16 protein-coding genes are annotated in these 20,046 nt (G+C 69.2%); 9 read left to right on the top strand and 7 right to left on the bottom strand.

The features are described from left to right. Window positions 1-89: 89 nt before the first annotated feature. The gene (locus tag HA039_RS12120; protein WP_208298600.1) at window positions 90-662 is read right to left on the bottom strand and encodes a MarR family winged helix-turn-helix transcriptional regulator; all 573 of its coding nucleotides are present in this window, start codon (window positions 660-662) and stop codon (window positions 90-92) included. A gap of 154 nt (window positions 663-816) precedes the next feature. Between HA039_RS12120 and ilvA the strand changes: the two genes are divergently transcribed. From ilvA to HA039_RS12105, 3 genes are all read left to right on the top strand, one after another. Beyond that, window positions 817-2,058, top strand: coding sequence for a threonine ammonia-lyase (ilvA, locus tag HA039_RS12115; RefSeq protein WP_167028003.1), 1,242 nt, complete (start codon window positions 817-819; stop codon window positions 2,056-2,058). 258 nt (window positions 2,059-2,316) lie between these two features. Then, window positions 2,317-3,420 carry an ATP-binding cassette domain-containing protein gene (locus HA039_RS12110; RefSeq protein WP_167027999.1) on the top strand — a complete coding sequence of 368 codons (1,104 nt, stop codon included), beginning with the start codon at window positions 2,317-2,319 and terminating at the stop codon, window positions 3,418-3,420. Beyond that, the gene (locus tag HA039_RS12105; protein WP_243869376.1) at window positions 3,417-4,280 is read left to right on the top strand and encodes an ABC transporter permease; all 864 of its coding nucleotides are present in this window, start codon (window positions 3,417-3,419) and stop codon (window positions 4,278-4,280) included. The genes HA039_RS12110 and HA039_RS12105 overlap by 4 nt, the downstream gene beginning before the upstream one ends. A gap of 103 nt (window positions 4,281-4,383) precedes the next feature. On the opposite strand, the gene greA is transcribed toward HA039_RS12105, so the two are convergent. Together greA and HA039_RS12095 are read right to left on the bottom strand one after the other, a co-directional pair. Continuing rightward, window positions 4,384-4,881 carry a transcription elongation factor GreA gene (gene greA, locus HA039_RS12100; RefSeq protein ID WP_161310259.1) on the bottom strand — a complete coding sequence of 166 codons (498 nt, stop codon included), beginning with the start codon at window positions 4,879-4,881 and terminating at the stop codon, window positions 4,384-4,386. Between the two features lie 267 nt (window positions 4,882-5,148). Then, a complete protein-coding gene (locus tag HA039_RS12095) occupies window positions 5,149-5,550 on the bottom strand; it encodes a DUF4307 domain-containing protein (RefSeq protein WP_167027996.1) in 402 nt (133 codons plus the stop codon). Between the two features lie 97 nt (window positions 5,551-5,647). On the opposite strand from HA039_RS12095, the gene mca reads away from it, so the two are divergent. Both mca and HA039_RS12085 read left to right on the top strand, forming a co-directional pair. After that, window positions 5,648-6,529, top strand: a complete 882-nt coding sequence (mca, locus tag HA039_RS12090) for a mycothiol conjugate amidase Mca (RefSeq protein ID WP_167027993.1) — start codon at window positions 5,648-5,650, stop codon at window positions 6,527-6,529. Between the two features lies 1 nt (window position 6,530). Next, complete coding sequence (locus tag HA039_RS12085; RefSeq protein WP_167027988.1) at window positions 6,531-6,788, top strand: hypothetical protein; 258 nt, start codon at window positions 6,531-6,533, stop codon at window positions 6,786-6,788. 357 nt (window positions 6,789-7,145) lie between these two features. Here HA039_RS12085 and HA039_RS12080 read toward each other — a convergent pair whose 3' ends face one another. The 4 genes from HA039_RS12080 to HA039_RS12065 all read right to left on the bottom strand — a co-directional run bounded on the left by HA039_RS12080 (window position 7,146) and on the right by HA039_RS12065 (window position 13,306). After that, window positions 7,146-10,400: a tetratricopeptide repeat protein gene (locus HA039_RS12080; RefSeq protein ID WP_167027982.1), complete on the bottom strand. Its 3,255-nt coding sequence runs from the start codon at window positions 10,398-10,400 to the stop codon at window positions 7,146-7,148. Window positions 10,401-10,554: 154 nt separating this feature from the next. Continuing rightward, window positions 10,555-10,962 (bottom strand): PIN domain-containing protein, encoded by a 408-nt coding sequence (locus tag HA039_RS12075; RefSeq protein WP_167027977.1) that lies wholly within the window; start codon window positions 10,960-10,962, stop codon window positions 10,555-10,557. Beyond that, a complete protein-coding gene (locus HA039_RS12070; protein WP_167027971.1) occupies window positions 10,959-11,231 on the bottom strand; it encodes a hypothetical protein in 273 nt (90 codons plus the stop codon). The genes HA039_RS12075 and HA039_RS12070 overlap by 4 nt, the downstream gene beginning before the upstream one ends. Window positions 11,232-11,332: 101 nt before the next feature. Continuing rightward, the gene (locus HA039_RS12065) at window positions 11,333-13,306 is read right to left on the bottom strand and encodes a glycosyltransferase family 2 protein (protein ID WP_167027965.1); all 1,974 of its coding nucleotides are present in this window, start codon (window positions 13,304-13,306) and stop codon (window positions 11,333-11,335) included. A gap of 279 nt (window positions 13,307-13,585) precedes the next feature. On the opposite strand from HA039_RS12065, the gene HA039_RS12060 reads away from it, so the two are divergent. From HA039_RS12060 to HA039_RS12045, 4 genes are all read left to right on the top strand, one after another. Beyond that, window positions 13,586-14,848 (top strand): DUF3696 domain-containing protein, encoded by a 1,263-nt coding sequence (locus HA039_RS12060; protein WP_167027958.1) that lies wholly within the window; start codon window positions 13,586-13,588, stop codon window positions 14,846-14,848. Beyond that, window positions 14,835-15,863: a hypothetical protein gene (locus tag HA039_RS12055; RefSeq protein WP_243869374.1), complete on the top strand. Its 1,029-nt coding sequence runs from the start codon at window positions 14,835-14,837 to the stop codon at window positions 15,861-15,863. Before HA039_RS12060 ends, HA039_RS12055 begins: the two co-directional genes overlap by 14 nt. A gap of 17 nt (window positions 15,864-15,880) precedes the next feature. Then, window positions 15,881-17,539 (top strand): DUF262 domain-containing protein, encoded by a 1,659-nt coding sequence (locus tag HA039_RS12050; RefSeq protein ID WP_243869372.1) that lies wholly within the window; start codon window positions 15,881-15,883, stop codon window positions 17,537-17,539. Window positions 17,540-17,801: 262 nt separating this feature from the next. Further along, a complete protein-coding gene (locus tag HA039_RS12045; protein ID WP_167027952.1) occupies window positions 17,802-19,865 on the top strand; it encodes a thioredoxin domain-containing protein in 2,064 nt (687 codons plus the stop codon). Window positions 19,866-20,046 lie beyond the last annotated feature (181 nt).

Below are 20,046 nucleotides of genomic sequence, written 5' to 3'. Positions count from 1 at the left end.
ATATGAGGCCCGGCGGGGGGCCACGGTCAAGAGGGCGGTTCCCGTCGGCGCCGGGCCCGGGGCCGGGTCGGGTGCGACCCGGCCGGGCGTCAGCGGGTCGGCTGACCCGTCTCCTCCGGGTCGACGGACGGGCCGCCCTCCCCGGGCGGGAGTCCGGCCTGACGGGCCGACAGAGCGCCGTTGAACCGGGTCAGCAGTGTGGTGAAGGCCTCCCGCTCCTCCGCCGCCCAACCGTCGGTGACCTGCGCCATCAGCTCACGCCGTGACGAGCGGACCTCTTCGAGCCGCGCCTGGCCGCGCGCCGACAACTGGAGCACGACCGCGCGGCCGTCCTCCGGGTGCGAGGTGCGTTTGACCAGGCCGGTGTCGACGAGCGGCGCGACCTGGCGGGTGACGGTCGAGGAGTCGATGCCCATCCCGGCGGCCAGGGCCTTGACGCCCATCGGGCCTTCCTGGTGGAGCCGGTTGAGCAGCAGGTAGGCGGCGCGGTCCATCGAGTTGCGGACCTGCCCGATACCGCCGAGCCGGGTCTGTTCGGCGCGGCGGGCGAAGACGGCCACCTGGTGCTGGAGGGCATCCAGAAGGCCGGCGTCGCCCGAAAGTTCGGTGACCGTCTCCCGGGAGGCCGACGCAGCGGAAGTCATGTCCTGAATGGGGGGCATGGCTAGGGCTCTCTCGTGCGGTGGTCGGTTGGTGGGGGACAGAGTACGCGGCAACACCCCGGACCGTACCTGTCCTGCGGAAACCCGTCGTCAGGGGCAGGTTCCGGGACGCGATCCGGCACCGGCGCGGCGGTGAGCTGCGAGACTGGCAGGCATGAGCTTCGGTCCGTCCCGTTTCACCCCCGGCCCCGCGCGCACCGTGATCCTCGACGACATCCGGGGGGCGCAGAAGATGCTCTCGGGCGTGGCCAGGACCACCCCCGTCGAAGGCAGCCGGCACCTGACCGAACTGGTCGGCGCCCCGGTCCTGTTCAAGTGCGAGAACCTCCAGCGGACGGGTTCCTTCAAGCTGCGGGGCGCGTACGTGCGGATCGCCGGGCTCTCCCCGGAGGAGCGCGCGGCCGGGGTGGTCGCGGCCAGCGCGGGCAATCACGCGCAGGGTGTCGCCCTCGCCTCCACGCTGCTGGGGGTCCGGTCGACGGTGTTCATGCCGCTGGCCGCGCCGCTGCCGAAGGTCGCGGCGACCCGGGAGTACGGCGCCGACGTGCGGCTGCACGGCCAGGTCGTGGACGAGACGCTGGCCGCCGCGGAGGAGTACGCGTACGAGACGGGCGCGGTCTTCATCCACCCCTTCGACCACCCGGACATCATCGCCGGCCAGGGCACGGTCGGCCTGGAGATCCTGGAGCAGGTCCCCGAGGTACGGACGATCGTCGTCGGCCTCGGCGGCGGCGGGCTCGTCTCGGGCATCGCGCTCGCGGTGAAGGCGCTGCGCCCCGACGTGAAGGTGATCGGTGTCCAGGCGGAGGGCGCGGCCGCGTTCCCGCCGTCGCTCAGGGCGGGCCGGCCGATGACGATCGGGTCGCAGCAGACGATGGCGGACGGCATCAAGGTGGGCCGCCCCGGCGACCTGACGTTCCCGTTGGTGCGGGAGCTGGTGGACGAGATCCGTACGGTCTCCGAGGACGAGCTGTCGAGTGCGCTGCTGCTGTGCCTGGAGCGGGCCAAGATGGTGGTGGAGCCGGCCGGGGCGAGCCCGGTGGCGGCGCTGCTGAGCGCGCCGGAGGCGTTCCGGGGGCCGGTGGTCGCGGTGCTGTCGGGCGGCAACGTGGACCCGTTGCTGATGCAGCGGATCCTGCGGCACGGCATGGCGGCGGCCGGGCGCTACCTGAGCCTGCGGCTGCGGGTGACGGACCGGCCGGGCGCGCTCGCGACGATGCTGGGGGTGCTGTCGGTCGCCGACGCGAACGTGCTGGACGTGGGTCACGTACGGACCGATCCGAAGCTGGGGCTGACGGAGGCGGACGTCGAACTGCACCTGGAGACGAAGGGGGCCGCGCACTGCGCGGCGGTTGCCCAGGCGTTGCGGGCGGCGGGGTACACCATTCTCGGCTGACGCGGGGGCGGGCGGGGATCGCGGGGCTTCCCGGCGTCCGGCACGGTCGGCGTCGGGTGTGGCCGGCGTCCGGTGTGGCCGGCTCCCGCCGATGTGCCGGAACCGCTTGTGACTCGCGATATATCGCGTTAGTGTTCCGGCCCTGACCCCGTTCCGTCAGGACCCGGGATATTCCGGGCGCCGACGGGCGGGTCGCCATAGGCTCTGCGTACGCAGCGCAGCGCACCGACACCCTCACCGCCACTCGGGAGAACCCACATGCCAGGCGCCATCTACGCCGAAGGCCTGGTAAAGACTTTCGGCGACGTACGAGCTCTGGACGGCGTCGATCTCGACGTCCCTGAAGGCACGGTCCTCGGGCTCCTCGGCCCCAACGGCGCGGGCAAGACCACCGCCGTACGGGTCCTCACCACCCTCCTCCAGCCCGACAGCGGCCGCGCCGAGGTCGCGGGCATCGACGTCGTGAAGTACCCGAACGAGGTCCGCAGGTCCATCGGCCTGTCCGGACAGTTCGCCGCCGTCGACGAGTACCTGACGGGCCGCGAGAACCTGCGGATGGTCGGGCAGCTCTACCAGATGCGTTCCAAGGCCGCGAAGGCCCGCGCGGACGAGCTGCTGGAGCGCTTCAACCTCACCGACGCCGCCGACCGTACGACCAAGACCTACTCGGGCGGCATGCGCCGCCGGCTCGACCTCGCCGCCGCGCTCGTGGTCTCGCCGCCCGTGATGTTCATGGACGAGCCGACCACCGGACTCGACCCGCGCAACCGCCAGCAACTGTGGGGCATCATCCAGGAGTTGGTGGCGGGCGGTACGACCCTGCTGCTCACCACCCAGTACCTGGAAGAGGCCGACCACCTCGCCCACGACATCTGCGTCATCGACCACGGCCAGGTCATCGCGCGCGGCACCGCCGACCAGCTCAAGGCCCAGACCGGCGGCGAGCGCGTGGAGGTCGTCGTCCACGAACAGGCCCAGATCGCGCCCACCCGCACGGTCCTGGCCGGCTTCGGCAAGGGCGGCGAGGAACTGGTGGCGGTCGCCGAGCACACCCGCAAGCTGACCGTCCCCGTCACCGGCGGGGCCAAGCTGCTCGCCGAGGTCATCAGGGAGCTGGACAGCCGGGGCGTCGAGATCGACGACATCGGGCTGCGCCGCCCGACCCTGGACGACGTCTTCATCTCGCTCACCGGCCACGCGGCCGAGGGCGCGAAGGCGGAGCCCGAGAACGGTGGAGGCGGCGGCAAGGGCGCGGGGAAGGGCGGCCGCGAGGACGCCGGAAAGGGCGGCGCCGACGACGGCGGGCCCGGCCGGGACGTCCCCGGAAAGAGTGACATCACCGCCAAGGAGGCCGGGAAGTGAGCATCACCAGCGACGCGCCGCGGACCACGGCCCCCCGGCCGCGCGGCGGGATCATCCAGTCGGCCGGGGACTCCCTGGTCATCGCCCGCCGGAACCTGATCCGGATGACCCGCATCCCCGAGGTGGTCCTGTTCGGGATCATCCAGCCGGTGATGTTCGTGGTCCTCTTCACGTACGTCTTCGGCGGGTCCATCAAGGTCGGCAACAGCACCAGCCCCCAGGTCTACAAGGACTTCCTGATGGCCGGGATCTTCGCGCAGACCGTCACCTTCGCCACCGCCGGATCGGCGGCCGGCATCGCGGACGACATGCAGAAGGGGCTCGTCGACCGGTTCCGCTCCCTGCCGATGGCCCGGGGCGCGGTGATGACGGGCCGTACCGTCGCCGACCTCGTACAGACCTGCATCACGCTGCTCGTGCTGGCGATCGTCGCCCTGATCGTGGGCTGGCGCACCGGCTCCGCGGAACCGACCAACTTCGGACGGGTCCTGGGCGCCTTCGGTCTGCTGCTCCTGCTGGGGTACGCCTTCACCTGGATCGGCGCGCTCATCGGTCTGTCCGTACGGACGCCCGAGGCGGCCACCTCGGGCGGCATCATCTGGCTGTTCCCCGTCACGTTCATCTCGAACGCCTTCGTGGACTCCAGCCAGATGACGCCCTGGCTGCGGCACATCGCCGACTGGAATCCGTTCAGCGCGACCGTGCAGGCCTGCCGCGTGCTGTTCGGGAACCCGGGCGTCTCGACGTCGCAGGCGTGGCCGATGGAGCACCCGGTCTGGGCCTCGGTGGTCTGGTCGATCCTGATCATCGTGGTGTTCCGGACGCTGGCCGTACGGAAGTACCGCTCCGCGTCGGTCTGAGGCGGGTCCGCGCCGGCCGCGAGCCCGACCCCGTACGCACAGCAGGGCCTTGCCCCGTCACCTCGTGTGACGCGGTAAGGCCCTGCTCGCGTTCGTGTCGCGCTCAGCCCTGGTACGGCTTGGCCGCGAGGATCTTCACCGCGGCCTTCTTGCCGTTGGGCAGCTCGTACTCCGCGTCGTCGCCGACCTTCTTGCCGTTCACGCCCGAGCCCAGGGGGGACTGCGGGGAGTACGTCTCGATGTCGGCGCTCGCGTATTCACGCGACGCCATGAGGAAGGTCACCGTGTCGTCGGCGTCGCCGTCGAACGCGATGGTCACGACCATGCCCGGCTCGACCACCCCGTCGTCCGCGGGGGCCTCGCCGACCTTCGCCTTCTGGAGGAGCTGGGTCAGCTGGCGGACCCGGAGCTCCTGCTTGCCCTGCTCTTCCTTGGCCGCGTGGTACCCGCCGTTCTCCCGCAGGTCGCCCTCCTCGCGAGCAGCCTCGATCTTCTTGGCGATCTCGGTGCGGGCGGGACCAGACAGGTAGTCCAGCTCGGCCTTCAGCTGGTTGTACGCGTCCTGGGTGAGCCAGGTCACGTTCTCGCTGGTCTGGGTCACAGGTGCTCCTCGTAGGTACTGGGAATACAAAGCAACGCCCTACCCAGAAGATTGTGCCTTCTCGGTGGGGCGAAACCACGAGCCTAACAATTTCGCGGCGGGAGGGGGAGGACGAATGCCATCAGAAATACATCACCGCAGGTCAGAGGGGCAAGGTGCGGTGGGTCGAAACGGGCTGTCGCGGGGCCTGCGGCCCTGTCGGCGGCTCTGGCGGCCCGGGCCGACCCGGGCCGACCCGGTCGGCGGGGGGCCGGCGCCCCCCGCGCCTCAGTCGGTCGTGCAGCCCACGAGTTCCGTGGCGGTGGCGCTCTCCGTCGTCCTGATCGTGACGATCTCGTCGACCCGCGTCTCGCCCTTGGTGAAGCGGACGTCCTTGCGGCCGACCTCGGTGCCGTCCTCCGCGAGGGAGCGCAGGGTGCAGGTGCCGGTGGCACCGCTCCTCTTGCGGACCTCCAGGTGCGCCTCGACGGAGGAGGCGGAAACGCGCTTGAACTTGATGAGTTCCCCGGACACACTCTGCCCGGCGATGGAGTGGTATCCGTACCAGCCGAGCAGGGCCACCGCGAGCGCCCCGAGGACAGCGCCGGTGATCATGAGGCGGCGGTCGGCGCGCTCGTCGGCCGAGCGGCCGTAGCGTCCCTGGGGGAGCCGCTCGCGTACCACAGCCATGGTCGTTCCTCTCGGAGTCGGGCGGCCGGAATTTCCTCCCCCCGATATCCGTCACTATAGAAGCCGCCTGATGCGACGAATCACTGAGGATCGAGTCTTGACTGACCAGCTGCGACTGATGGCCGTCCACGCCCACCCCGACGACGAGTCGAGCAAGGGTGCGGCCACCATGGCCAAGTACGTGTCCGAGGGGGTGGACGTGCTGGTCGTGACCTGCACCGGCGGCGAGCGCGGCTCCATCCTCAACCCCAAGCTCCAGGGTGACTCCTACATCGAGGAGCACATCCACGAGGTCCGCAAGAAGGAGATGGACGAGGCGCGCGACATCCTCGGCGTCGAGCAGGAGTGGCTCGGCTTCGTCGACTCCGGGCTGCCCGAGGGCGAACCGCTGCCGCCGCTGCCCGAGGGCTGCTTCGCGCTGGAGGACGAGGACGAGGCGGCGGGACGGCTCGTCCGGCTGGTCCGCTCGTTCCGGCCGCAGGTCATCACGACCTACGACGAGAACGGCGGGTACCCGCACCCGGACCACATCATGACCCACAAGATCTCGATGATCGCGTTCGACGACGCGGCGAACACCGAGAAGTACCCCGAGGCGGAGTTCGGCCCCGCCTGGCAGCCGCAGAAGCTCTACTACAACCAGGGCTTCAACCTCCCCCGGACGGTCGCGCTGCACGAGGCGCTGCTCGCCCGCGGCATGGAGTCGCCGTACGAGGACTGGCTGAAGCGCTGGGACGACTTCGAGCGCGAGCCGCGGACCCTGACCACGCACGTCCCGTGCTCGGAGTTCTTCGAGACCCGTGACAAGGCGCTGATCGCGCACGCCACGCAGATCGACCCGGAGGGGGGCTGGTTCCGGGTACCGATGGATCTCCAGAAGGAGGTCTGGCCGACCGAGGAGTACGAGCTCGCGAAGTCGCACGTCGATACATCCCTCCCCGAGAGCGACCTCTTCGCGGGCATCCGCGACAATGCCTGATATGTATGCGACCCAGGCAGTGACACACGTTGTTCTCGCGGCCGAGCTGGACGAGAACAAGGTGACTCCCGGTGTTCTCGGCTTCGTCGTCTTCGCGGTGATGGCGGCGGGGCTGTGGTGGCTGATGAAGTCGATGAACCGCCACATGGGAAAGGTCGACTTCAAGGAGGCCCCGGAGCCCCCGGCGCGAGCAACGGCAACAGCGGGCACCCCGACGGACCGGGTGCCGGGACGGGCGTCCACGCCCGGCAAGAACTAGCCGGGGGCGGCCCGCCGCCCGCCTCCGCCCCCCGGCCCACCCGAGGCGCCCAGGCGCCCGAGCGGCCGCCACGACGAGGCGGCCTAGGCCCGCGATCAGGGGCACGCCCCAGGCCTGCGGCCGCGCTTCGTCGCCGGGGGGTCCGCCCCGAGGCTGGCGGGCCGCCGCCCCGGCCCGCGGCCCCGCCGCGTCGTAAGGGGCACGGCCCCGGCTCCGCCGCGCCATGAGGGGTACGGCCCCCGGGCTGCCGCGCCGCCGCCAACGCGTGACCCGTACCGTCGCCCCGCAGCCGGCGCCCGGCTCGTACAGGCAGGCCCCGTACGCCCCGTACCGTCGCGCCGCCCGTGCCGGACCCCGTCAGGGGTGGGCTGTCTCCACCGGGACGCCCATTACCTCGCGCGCGTGGCGGTTGGGGATCATGCCCAGGCGCCACGCCTGCCAGCCGGCCTCCAGGGTGATGCCGCGGTCCAGCACCACCGCGAAGGCCTCCGCGCAGTCCTCCAGCTTGCCGTCGCGGGTCGGGTGGCGCGCCGCCGCCAGTTCGGCGAGTTCCTGTTCGGCGACCACGGACCCCACCTCGACGCCCCCCGCCGACGCGTAGGGCAGCAGTGTGCAGCGCAGGAAGCGTGACCAGTCCGCGCCGCGCCGGTCGTCGTACGACGTGAAGAGCGCCGTCGCCTCGTCGCACAACTGGAGGGCCTGGGCGGCGCGGTTGTTGCCCGCGTCGATGACGGCCAGCTCCAGGCAGGTCCACGCCTCGCCGTGCGCGACGCCGATGCGGCGGAAGTCGGCGCGGGCGTCGACCAGCAACTGGCGGGCGAACCCCGAGTTGCGCAGATTCCCCGTCCGATCCGCCTGCTGGTCGCGAGTGACCCGGCCCGAGTGGTGACGGGCGCAGGCCAGCCCGTACACGTCCCGCATGCGGGAGAACATCGTGCGCGCCCGCTCCAACTCCCGCACGGCCTGCCCCGGTTCGCCGCTCTCCTCCAGCGCCTGGCCGAGGTAGTACAGCGTCCAGGCCTCGCCGCGCGCGTCCTCGTTCTCGCGGTGGCGGGCGAGCGCCTCGCGCAACTGCCCGGCCGCCGGGGCGGGTTCGCCGTCCACCAGCTTGGCCCTCGCCAGCTGCGTGAGCGCCCAGGCCTCGCCGCGGCGGTCCTGGGTGCGGCCGTACAGGTCGGAGGCGGTGCGCAGTTCGGACTCGGCGCGCGGCACGTCACCCATGCGCAGGCACACCTGCCCGAGCTGGAAGTGCGACCAGGCCTCGCCGTGCACGGACTCGTTCTCGCGGTGGAGCACCAGCGCGGTGGAGAGGAGGGTGAGGGCCTCGGCGAGGTTGGCGCGGTCGCGTTCGACGGCGGCCAGCGCGTGGAGCGTCCAGGCGCGGTCGCCCGCCAGCTCCTTCGCCGACTGGAGGTCCAGCGCCTCGCGCAGCTTCGCCGACGCCTCGGTGAGGTTGCCTTGGTGGTGGAGGGTGATGCCGAGGGAGCAGAGCGCGAGGGCGGCCCCCGACTCGTGCTGCGCCTCCCGGTAGAGGTCGACCACCGAGGTCAGCGTCGTACGGGCCTTGTCCAGCTCGCCGAGCTGGCGGGCGGCGATGCCCGTACGCCACTGGACCGAGCGGACCAGCAGCCCTTGGTCGACGGCCTGGGTCAACTCGCTGATCTCGCCGAGGCGGTAGAGGTCGCCGCGCAGCAGGCAGTAGTCGCAGAGCGCGCCGAGCAGGTTCAGTACGGCCCCCTGGTCGACGCCCTCGGCGTGGCGGAGCGTCGCGGTGATGAAGCTCGACTCGTCGTCCAGCCAGCGCAACGCGGCGTCTAGGGAGGTGAACCCGTGGGCGCCGGCGGCGGTCCTGAACAGGTCGGCCCGGGTGGACGTCTTGCCGTCGACCAGCCGGATCACGGAGGCGGCGAGTTGGCCGTAGTTCCTGATGAGCCGTTCCTGCGCGGCGGTACGGTCCGAGGCCTCCTCCTCGTCGAGGAGGCGGGCGTACGCGAAGATCCGCACGGCGTCGTGCAGCCGGTAGCGGCCGGACCGGACGTGGTCGATCAGCCCGGCCCGGGACAGCGCGACGAGCCGCTGACCCGCCTCCTGCTCGTCCGTCCCCAGCAGGGCCGCCGCGGCGGCGGCGCCGAGGGAGGCGCGGCCCGCGAGGGCGAGGCGGCGCAGGAGGGTGCGGGTCTGCTCGTTCTGGTCGTTGTAGCGCAGCCACAGGGCGCGTTCGACGGCCCCGACCCCGCGTCCGGCGACGGAGAGTTCGGCGGCGAGCTGCTGGGTGCTGCGGGCGCCGAGCGAGGACCCCGCGATGCGCAGGGCGAGGGGCAGGCCGCCGCACAACTCCCGTACCAGGTCGGTGGACTGGCTGTCGTAGGGCGCGGCCGCCGACTCGGCGGAGTGCGCGGCGGCTTCGCGCAGCAGCTCCTCGGCGCCGACGGTGTCCAGCGCCTCGACGGGCAACTGGTGCACCCAGGCGGGCACGTCGGCGGGCAGCTCGATCGGCTGACGTGCCGTCACCAGCACCAGGCTGTCGGACCGTTCGGGTACGAGGGTGCGTATCTGCTCGGGGTCGGAGGCGTCGTCGAGCACGACGGTGACGGGGAGGCCGGTGAGGTGCTGGTGGTACAACTCGGCCAGCCTCCTGACCTGTTGCTCGGCGGAGGACCGCTCGCGGAACAGCAGTTGCTCGCGGGGCGCGCCGAGGCGGTTGAGCAGGTGGAGCAGGGCGTCGCGGGTGGGCAGGGGCGCCTCGCTCGCGCCGCCGGTGCCGCTGCCGTCGCGCAGGTCGACGACACACGCGCCGCGGAACTGGTCCTTGAGCTGGTGCGCGGCCCGTACGGCGAGGGCGGTGCGCCCGGAGCCCGGTTCGCCGTGGAGCACGACGACGGTCGGCTTCGTCTCCGTGGACACGCGGGCCGCGTGCACCCACTGCGCGATCTGCGCCATGTGGGCGCGACGCCCGGCGAACGGCCCCTCCGGCTGGGGGAGATGGCCGAAGGACTGCTCCAGCACGCTGCGGCGCCGGGCGGCCGCGCTGCGGTCCCCGCCGCGCAGCGAGGGCGCGACGGCGGGCTTCTTCGTGGTGCTCCGGGTGGCGGAGGTCAGGACGCGCTGCTGGTCGAGGAACGGCCGGATGGCCCGTACCTCCAGCGCCGTGAGCCACTGGAGCCGCAGTTGCTCGGCGCCGCCGGGCTGCCCGGCCGCGGCGGCCTGCCGGTGCGCGGCCGGCCAGTGGGAGGCGGTGACGCGGGCGACGGTGGTGGCGGCCCCCGCGACGGCGACGACCGCGCCGGCGCTGAGCGCGGTGGCGGCGGCGGTGCCGAGCGCGACGTCCGCGCCGATGGCGGCGGCCGCGGCAACGGCCGTGATCAGCGCGGGAGTTCCGAGCGCCTGCCGGCTGAACCGCGCCGACAACTCGGGCCGCCCCTGCCGCTCCGCGTCGAGGGCCCGTACGTACGCGGCGTACTCCTCCTCCGCCCCGGCGGCCAACGAGTCGAGCGCGTCCCGCCCCCGCCCCAGCAACGCACCGGCGTCCACCCGCCCCCCGGACCGCCGCACCTCCTCCTCCACGGCCCGCACCAACAGCCGCTCGGCCTCGGCCCGGTGACTCTCCCGCATGTGCGTCCCCCTCAACATGGCGATGGAACGCCATTGTCCTGCCGGGACGCCGCGAGCGCGAGGGCGATGGGACGGCGTCGGGGGGTGAGGGGGGTATGAACGCGAGCGAGATCGACCCCCTGCTGTGACCAGGCCCGGTCACGTTCCGCGGAGGTCACGCCTCTCTGATGAGCACGCGGTTCCCGCAGAGCTTCGACCAGTCGTCGCGGTCGGAGGTCAGTACAACAGCAGGGGCGGGCGCGCGAAGCGCCAGTGCGGCTACGAGAGCGTCGACGGCGTACTTGTGTCCGTGCAACCCGCCTGCGTCCCGGAGCAGCGCTACAGCGGTCAGGGCGTCCTCCTGGCTCACCGGCTCCACCCGCAGCCGGGACAGGACCCAGTGCAACCGCGCCAGGTCCGTCTTCCCCTGCACCGCTTCGACAATGGTCAGCACGGACACGAGCACGGGAACCCCGGCCTGCCGGGAGGCTTCGATGCGAGCCGCCATCTTGCGGTCGTCACGGAGAAGCAGGGAGAGCGCCTGGCAGTCGAGCACCAGGGAACGAGGGGGCTGCTCCTTCACGCGGCGTCCCGTCCGGTGTCCTGAGGGATGTCCTCTCCGAACAACTCGCGACGGGCTTCTTCGACCTCTTGCTCCGTCAGCGGACCGTGATCGGCCTCGTGCGAGGCAACGATCTCCGCGAGGCCGTCCATGGCGAGCTGGTGTCGGACCGCCTCGGTGATGTAGCTGGACACACCGCGCCGGCCGGCTCGCGAGCGGAGCTCCGTGACGAGGTCGGTGGGCATGGACACGGAGATGTTCTCGGTGCCTCCGGCGCGGGTCTGCTTCATGGCATCCAGTGTGCCATAGGGACTATTACAACGGGATGTGAGGCGCGAGCGGGGCGTGGGCCGGTGGCCGGTCCCACGCCGTTCTGGGCGCTCCGCGTCCGTCAGCCCGAGCGTCGCGTCGCTCGGCCCAGTACCCGCCGTACCCGTCTGATCTGGCCGTTTGCCGTGACCGCGTCCGTGAGGCGTTCTGTGGGGGAGGGTTCGTGGGCGGGGCCTTCCAGGCGGGTCAGGTGGCCGTCGTGTATGACGGCGACCGCGACCGGGCCTGCCTTCGGGCGCTCCCCGGCGGGCGTGCGCAGGGTCACCGGGTGGCGTCCGGCCGGCGCCTTGACCCGGCTCGGGACGCGCAGCACCGGGATCTCCCCGCCGACGATCTCCGCCGCGACCGTGACGGCCTGCTTGCCCTCGCCGATCCGTACCTTGACCGGCAGCCGCGCCCCGTCCGCGGCCACGAGGCCGGTCAGCGGCAGCTCGGCGGGTTCGGCGGGCCGCCCGCGCCGCGCGCTGCGGTGCGTGTTGACCGCCGCGCCCAGGTCGTCGGGGAGCCGGCGCTGGCGTTCCTCCAGGTCGAGGGCGAGCTGCCCGCTCCCGGTGACGTACGGGATCGCGATCCGCCCCGGTGTCCCCACGAGCGCGGGGCCGGCCACCGCGGTCGTACCCGCCTCGCCGTCGACCGTCATCCGCACGTGCCGGTCGACCCCCAGCATCTGGACGTACGCCCACACGTCGTGCACCCCGCGCTCCAGCGGCCTGCCGCCCGCGAGCGTGGCCGGGTCGAGGCGCAGCCGGCCGGTGGCGACGAGCTGGGAGCGGCCGCCGCCCAGCGGTTCCAGCCGGACGTCGAGGTCGCCCTCCGGGTACCACCAGTCCTCGCGGTCGCGGTCCTTGACGACCAGATCCGCGTACGCGTAGGCGAAGGGATCGCGTACCTCCCACTCCGCCACCCCCGGTACGCCGTCGAGCAGCGCCGGGTCGAGCAGCTGCTTGCCCTCCCGCTCGACCAGGACGAGGGGTTCGCCGTCGCCCCGGTACGCGGCCAGCCGTACGTCCGCGGTGAGCACACCCCCGTCCCAGCGCAGACCGCCGACCTCGGGACGTACGGTGATCTCCTTGACGCGCGCGGCCAGTTCGCGCGCCGCCGCGAAGTCCCCGCGCTCCAGCAGCGCGGCCCGCAGCCCGGACACGGCGGGCAGCCGGTCGCGCACGCCGGGCGGGAACTCCTCGATCGCGACGCGCCGCGCCTCGTCGAACCGGGGGCGCTGCTCCTCCTCGGGAACGCCGAGGATCTCGGGCTCGCGCGTCCGGGAGAGGATCTCGACGTGGTAGAGCCGGTAGAGCAGCCGGTCCTGGAGGTCGCCCGGCTCCGTACCGTCCTTGATCTGCCGCACGATCGTCCGGACGTTGTCGAAGAAGCCGTGCCGCAGGTCGAAGCGGTGGCGGGTGTTGTTGCCGCCGTCGTCCCGCTTCATCCAGTAGTAGCAGGGGTAGTCGCCGAGTATCGATATGCGCTCGGCGGCGAGATACGCGGCCGAGACGAAGAGGAGGTCCTCCAGGATCCACGGCCCCTCGGGGAACCGGAGCCCGTGCTCCTCGACGAACGCCCGCCGGAACATCTTGTGCGGGGACATCGTCTGCATCAGCTCGTCGTGCTCGACGGTGGTGGCGTCGATCGTGTGCCGGAAGATCCGCCGGGGCCGGACCATGGTGCTCGACATCTTGCCGATGACGACGTCCGACCTGTTGCGGCTCGCGTGCTCGTACAACCGCTCCAGGCTCTCGTGGCCCAGCAGGTCGTCGTGGTCGACGAACTGGATGTACTCCCCGCGGGCGTGGCTCATGCCGGTGTTGCGCGGCTTCCCCGGCCACCCCGAGTTGGGCTGGGTGAACACCCGCACGTGCGCGTGCTCGGCGGCGAGCTTCTCCAGCCGCTCCAGGGTGTCGTCCGTCGACCCGTCGTCGACGTAGATCACCTCGTACTCGTCGGCGCCCAGGCTCTGCCGCAGCAACGACGGGGCGCACTCCTCCACGTAACGTCCCGTGTTGTACACCGCCACGACGACACTGACCTTGATCACACATCCCCCAGGAGCCGACCCGCCACACGGGCCCGATGTCCAGCCGTCGGGACTCTAGCAGCGGTGATTTGCCGGCTCCGGTCGCACGGGGTCTTCCGGTCTCGCAGAAAGGCCGACTTCGCGGCGGGCCTTGGGTATCTAGCAAGCGAGAGGATCGGAAATCGGGTACTGGGATCCCGCCGTCTGACAGTATTGCCGTACCTACGCCCGCCCCCGGAGTGATGTTGATCGAGGTGGGCGTGGCCTCACTGGACATGGTTTGACCGAACGGGGGCTCAGGTGCCTTTGGAACGGTTCTCGCTGGAGAACTACCGCTGCTTCAGAGATCGGCAGGAGGTGGAACTGGGAAAGATCACTGTGGTGATGGGGCGGAACAATTCTGGAAAGAGTGCGGTCGTGCGAGCGCTCCCGCTCGTGTCCATCGGTATTCGCGGCGATTCCCCGTACCCTCTGGATTTGGACTTGGTTCAGGGAGCCATTCCTTCATTTTCCGATCTGGTTCACGGTTCTTCGCCTCACGGGCGCATTCATCTGGGGGTGTCGATCGGCATTGGAGGTGGTGAGGTCGTCAGTGCTGCTGCCGAAGTGCAAAACATTGCCAATCAAGGGATGCAGCTGGTCTCCGCGCTGGAAATTTCCAGCGGAGCGGAAGTTGTGAACCTTTCCTGGGTTCCCGGTCTCGATGCTTACTCTTCCGACAAGCGGACGTACCGTGTTGATCAGCAGGAGAGAAAAGTTGGCTTTCGTGGCCTGTTGCCTGAATCGGATGACTGGTCGGACTCTGTCGGTGGTGTCCGTGGAGTTAGTAGAGTAATTCGGGAAGGGCTCGACGAGGTTCGATATTTGGGTCCTTTCAGGAAGAGTCCGGAGCGCTCCTTTCGATCACCGGCCAGGGCTCTGGGAAGTGTTGGCCCCCAGGGGGACAGGGCCCTGGGAATGCTGGCCGCGGATGAGATGTTTGGACGAGGTCTGATCGGTCGAGAAGTAAATAACCTATTGGAAGGCATCCTTCCTGGGTGGCGCCTCGAAGTCGCCGACGTCGGCTCAGGCATGTACATTCCCAAGCTGCGTTCCCTGCACGACACAGATCTCGTCGTTCACATCGATGATGTAGGCACCGGCGTGATCCAGTTCTTGCCGATCGTGATTCAGCGGGCTGCTGACCGGGTGGAGCCGCCCATCAGGCCTGTGATTGAAATCGTGGAGGAGCCTGAGCTTCATCTTCATCCCTCGGCACACGCCGCAATTGCCGATCTCTATGTCGATGCTGTGCAGGATTCGCAAGTGCGCTTCCTGGTGGAGACGCATAGCGAAAACTTCCTCCTCAGGCTGCGTCGGCGAGTGGCGGAGCAGAGGCTGGGGGCGGAGGATGTAAAAATCTACTTCGTTGAGCAGGTCGAGGGCTCCGCTACCCTGCGGAAGATCGAAGTGGATGCTCTCGGTAATCTCGACTATTGGCCGCGAGGAGTCTTCGCGGAGGACTTCGAGGAGGTTCGCGCCCTCGCGGACGCGCAGGCGAATCGGATCAATGATGCGCGTTGAGATACCGGTCGACCTACTGAGGGGCAGTCAGGGTGACGAGAACGCAGAATTGGTACTGAAGCTGATCGCGTTCTTTAGGGAAGCACGACACGAGTGGGTCGTCTCCCCGCATGACGTGGAGGCCGTTCAGACCTTCTTGCAGCGGCATGTCCCCGTACTTGCGCAGACCTACCTCCTGCTTGCGCAGAAGGCGAGTATGGCGCAGGCCTGGGCACCGAACAGTTACACCACGGGTGTGGTCAAGGTGACCGGCGAGACGTTGTTGGGAGATATCCGTGACCTGGAGAGGCAGGCCGTGTTGGTCGTGGAGAACGCCATCTACGACTGGCAGATGATCGAGGCGCTGGCGCGTCTGCTGGGGTGTGAGGACGTCATCGATGCCAAGGAAGGCAACCGTCTCAGTGTGTACAACGGAGGTGGCAAGGATGGTGCGATCCGGCACGCGGTCGACCAGGCTGCGAAGTTTTTCAGAACTAGGCGTGTCGTCCTTGTCATCGACAGCGACAGTTTCCATCCTGCGGATCGGACTGATAATCACGAGAAAGCCGACGCTGCAGCCCACGAAGGAGTGAGTTCACACGTCCTCGGCTTTCGAGAGATGGAGAACTATATTCCCAACCGGGTACTGGCTCGGCAGCCAAGGAAAGTTGCCGGGTTTTCCTTCATGGCTAAGCGCTTGGAGGCGCTCAAGAATTTATCTCCGGAGCAGCGCGCTCACTTCGACATGAAGCACGGATTCAAAGGAAAGCCCCAGAAGGGTGCTAACCGGAAGGAGCGGCGCTCCAAGAAGGTAGGGACCACCTACTTCGTCCCGGAGCGTCACGGCGATCTATATGGCGACGTGGCAGAGCGGGATCTCATCGTCCTCCAGGAGGGATTTGGTACGGACTTGCCAAGTCTGTTCTTGGAAGAGGTGCTGCGCGGTGGCATATCTGAGCGCGATCTGGATGGTCTAGGAACCAGGGCGGCACAAGAATTGAGATCAATGTTCGAAATAATTCGGAGCGTGATTTGAGAATGGGAGACTTCGGGGTGGTCAAGGACATTTCGGTGGTGCCAGAGGTGCACTTCCTGGAACAGGTACTGGAGCGGATTTCGCAGGGTGAGTTGCGGGTGCCGAAATTCCAGCGCCCGTTCCTCTGGCGACCCGAACAGATGCTGCAGCTCTTCGACAGCATGGAGCGAGGCTATCCGATGGGGAGCTTGCTCATCTGGGAGACCACTATGCAGCTCGAGAGTCTGGATGCCATCGGTGGGCGCAGCATCCCGCCGGCGCCGGAAGGGGCGAAGGTCGCCTACGTGCTGGACGGTCATCAGCGGCTTTCGACACTCTTCGGGGTCCTGCATCGCTCGGCTGACGCCCCTCAGTCGACGCAGCAGGAGGACTGGATGTGGTGGGTTTACCGGCCGCTTGTCAGGTCCGCTCACGACGGCGTGCGCTACCGCCACTGGAAGCGCGGCGAGACGGTTCCTGGGAATTTCCTGCCCATGAGGTCGGTGCTGGGGACCCTTGACTTCCTTGAATACGCACGGAAACTATCCGAAATCTCTGACTCCAGAGAGGAAGCCGACCGCCTCACCACGGAGAGTGAGCGAATTGCGAAGCGGGTGAAGAACTACAAGGTCTCCGTGGTGCGCATGGAAGGAGGTACTCTCCAGCAGGCAATCGAGGTTTTCTCGAGAATCAACAGCAGCGGCCAGAAGATGCGTCCCGACCAGATGGTTTCCGCCCTGACCTACGGAAATATCGGGTCGGAGACGCTCAGTGACAAGATGGAGGAAATCAAGGGGCGAGTTGCTGGATCGGGATTTGGTGAGATCCCGATTATGACGATCTTCCAGACTGTCCTTGCGTTGTCCGGTGAGGAGGACGTTCAGCGGGATACCTCCTGGGAGACGATGGCCCGTAAGGTCCAAAGCCATCTCATGACTGCAGTGGAGAACACTGATCGGATCCTGCAGGAGGTGGTTGAGTTCTTGCGGGATGAAGTCCGGGTTCCGCTGGCCCGGTTGGTTCCCTATAACATCCAGATTTTGTTGCTTGCGGTCTTCTTCCATTTTTCCGAAAAGGTGGAAATGGAGCAACGGGCTAAACTCCGCAACTGGTTCTGGACCACGTCGCTGGCAGGTACTTTCGCAGGTGCCACCACTACTCAGGTTCGGAACTTCATCCAGCAGATGAAGGCCTTCGCCCTGGGGACGGGCGGGCTCAACTATTCGGGTGAACGGGCCCGTGCCTTTCCCGAACGATTCGACCTGCGCAGCGCTCGGGTGCGCGCCTATCTTCTCTGGGATTTGCAGACGTTCCCGGAGCGGAAGAACCTCGACGGAAGCACCGCCAACGTACTGGAGCAGCTGGCGACGGCACACAGCGAGACCTATCGACACATCATTACCCAAAGTGGGGTTCCGGGGGCTTCTAGCCCTGCCAACCGGATCGTCATGAGGACACCGCCAGGAGTGTCGATCCGGCAGGCGCTCATCAAGCTCGCAGAGGAGGGGAGGGCTGACATTTTGGACTCGCACGGAGTCAGTCTCGCGTCCATCGAGCACCTCAAGACCGACGAATTCCCCGGCTTCATTCTCGCGCGTCAGCATGAGGTGGCCGCGCGAGAGAGGCAGTTCATCGAGAGCCTGGGCATCAAGTCGGCTGACAAGGAGGCCGGGGAGGCGGACATCGATACCGAATGACGGTGGGCGAGTCCAGGCCGATACAGCTGCGAAGGCGTAGCGTGGCTTTCCCCCCTGGACTCGCCGACCTGCAGCACGAACCGATTCCGTGTCTTCATGATGGTTCTACCATCCGCAACGCCCTGCAGGGGGAGCGGAGATTGCACGGGCACGGACGCCCCTCACTTCGACTTGGGCGTCTAGGGCCGGTTGACCTAACTCAATGCGGGGTTCGTCCTGTGCTTCCTGAAGCGAGCCGGGGCGCTGTGAGAGGCTGGCTCGTATGAACCGGCTAGCTGGTGTGACCTCGCCTTATCTCCTTCAGCATGCGGACAATCCGGTCGATTGGTGGCCCTGGTCGCCAGAGGCTTTCAAGGAAGCGCGTCGCCGCGACGTGCCCGTTCTGCTGTCGGTCGGTTACTCCGCCTGTCACTGGTGTCACGTCATGGCGCACGAGAGTTTTGAGGACGCGACCACCGCCGCGTACATGAACCGGCACTTCGTCAACATCAAGGTGGACCGCGAGGAGCGGCCCGATGTGGACGCCGTGTACATGGAGGCCGTGCAGGCCGCCACCGGGCACGGGGGGTGGCCCATGACCGTGTTCCTGAACGCCGACGGGGAGCCCTTCTACTTCGGGACGTACTTCCCGCCCGCGCCCCGCCAGGGCATGCCCTCCTTCGCTCAGGTGCTCGAAGGGGTCACCTCCGCGTGGACCGAGCGGCGGGACGAGGTGTCCGAGGTCGCCGCGCGGATCGTGGGGGAGCTGGCCGGGCGGTCGCTCGCGCAGGGTGGGGACGGGGTGCCCGGCGACGAGGAGCTCGCGCAGGCGCTGCTCGGGCTGACCCGGGAGTACGACGAGCGGAGCGGCGGGTTCGGCGGGGCGCCCAAGTTCCCGCCGTCGATGGTGCTGGAGTTCCTGCTGCGCCACCACGGTCGTACGGGGGCGGAGGGCGCCCTCCAGATGGCCGCCGACACCTGTGAGGCGATGGCCAGGGGCGGGATCTACGACCAGCTCGGGGGCGGCTTCGCGCGCTACTCCGTGGACCGGGAGTGGGTGGTGCCCCACTTCGAGAAGATGCTGTACGACAACGCGCTGCTGTGCCGCGTGTACGCCCACCTGTGGCGCGCCACCGGCTCCGACCTGGCGCGCCGCGTCGCCCTGGAGACCGCCGACTTCATCGTCCGTGAACTGCGCACCGGTGAGGGTGGGTTCGCCTCCGCGCTCGACGCCGACAGTGAGGACGAGACAAGCGGGAGGCATATCGAAGGGGCCTTCTACGTCTGGACGCCCGCGCAGTTGCGCCGCGTCCTCGGGGACGCCGACGGGGAGTTCGCCGCGCGGTACTTCGGGGTGACCGAGGAAGGCACCTTCGAGGAGGGTGCCTCCGTGCTGCAACTGCCCCTGGGGGAAGGGGTGGAGGACGCCGAGCGGGTCGAGGGTGTACGGCGGCGGCTGCGGGAGGCGCGCGAGGAACGGCCGCGCCCCGGCCGGGACGACAAGGTCGTGGCCGCCTGGAACGGGCTGGCGATCGCCGCGCTGGCCGAGACCGGCGCCTACTTCGACCGGCCCGACCTGGTCGACCGGGCCACCGAGGCCGCCGATCTGCTCGTACGGCTGCACATGGACGACGCCGCGCGCCTGGCCCGTACGTCCAAGGACGGCGTGGCCGGCACCAACGCCGGGGTGCTGGAGGACTACGCCGATGTGGCGGAAGGGTTCCTCGCGCTGGCTGGGGTGACCGGGGAAGGAGCGTGGCTGGAATTCGCCGGATTCTTGCTGGACATTGTGCTCGACCAGTTCGTCGCCCGGGACGGTGAGGGCGGCCGCGGCACGCTCTACGACACCGCGCACGACGCGGAACGGCTCATCCGCCGCCCCCAGGACCCGACGGACAACGCCACCCCCTCCGGCTGGACGGCCGCCGCCGGCGCCCTGCTCTCGTACGCGGCCCACACCGGCTCCGCCCGCCACCGGGCCGCCGCCGAAGGGGCGTTGGGTGTGGTGAAGGCGCTCGGCCCGCGCGTCCCGCGCTTCATCGGCTGGGGACTCGCCGTCGCCGAGGCCGTCCTCGACGGCCCGCGGGAGATCGCCGTCGTCGGCCCCTCCCTCGGCCCCGTCGGCGACGTGCGCACGGCCGAGCTGCACCGTACGGCCCTGCTGGCGACCGCGCCCGGCGCGGTCGTGGCCGCCGGGACACCCGGCAGCGACGAGTTCCCGCTCCTCGCCGACCGGCCACTGGTCGCGGGACAGGCCGCCGCGTACGTCTGCCGGCACTTCGTCTGCGCCGCCCCGACCACCGAAGTGGCCACCCTCAGAAGCGAGTTGGGCGGATTTGACCGGTAAGACCCCGGCCGTGGCCGGATTGTGACGCGACGCGAATCGGCCTGAAACGCAGTATTCACCAAATCGGCCCTCCGACCGTCACAGGTCCCCCCTAGTCTCTTCACGAGAGACACAAGGGGTACGCAGGGGGGACCTGCGTCCCAGGGGGATTGACGGGCAGCCGGTGGCCAAGGGGGGCCTT

The organism is Streptomyces liangshanensis, assembly GCF_011694815.1.
GTDB lineage: Bacteria > Actinomycetota > Actinomycetes > Streptomycetales > Streptomycetaceae > Streptomyces > Streptomyces liangshanensis.
The sequence above is the reverse complement of the archived record's forward strand: the minus strand, read 5'-3'. Positions and strand labels throughout refer to the sequence as shown.

Excerpts from the sequence above, each read along its gene's own strand:
- HA039_RS12120 (WP_208298600.1), bottom strand. The coding sequence starts at position 662 with ATGCCCCCCATTCAGGACATGACTTCCGCTGCGTCGGCCTCCCGGGAG.
- ilvA (WP_167028003.1), top strand. The coding sequence starts at position 817 with ATGAGCTTCGGTCCGTCCCGTTTCACCCCCGGCCCCGCGCGCACCGTG.
- HA039_RS12110 (WP_167027999.1), top strand. The coding sequence starts at position 2,317 with ATGCCAGGCGCCATCTACGCCGAAGGCCTGGTAAAGACTTTCGGCGAC.
- HA039_RS12095 (WP_167027996.1), bottom strand. The coding sequence starts at position 5,550 with ATGGCTGTGGTACGCGAGCGGCTCCCCCAGGGACGCTACGGCCGCTCG.
- HA039_RS12085 (WP_167027988.1), top strand. The coding sequence starts at position 6,531 with ATGTATGCGACCCAGGCAGTGACACACGTTGTTCTCGCGGCCGAGCTG.
- HA039_RS12080 (WP_167027982.1), bottom strand. The coding sequence starts at position 10,400 with ATGCGGGAGAGTCACCGGGCCGAGGCCGAGCGGCTGTTGGTGCGGGCC.
- HA039_RS12070 (WP_167027971.1), bottom strand. The coding sequence starts at position 11,231 with ATGAAGCAGACCCGCGCCGGAGGCACCGAGAACATCTCCGTGTCCATG.
- HA039_RS12055 (WP_243869374.1), top strand. The coding sequence starts at position 14,835 with ATGATGCGCGTTGAGATACCGGTCGACCTACTGAGGGGCAGTCAGGGT.
- HA039_RS12045 (WP_167027952.1), top strand. The coding sequence starts at position 17,802 with ATGAACCGGCTAGCTGGTGTGACCTCGCCTTATCTCCTTCAGCATGCG.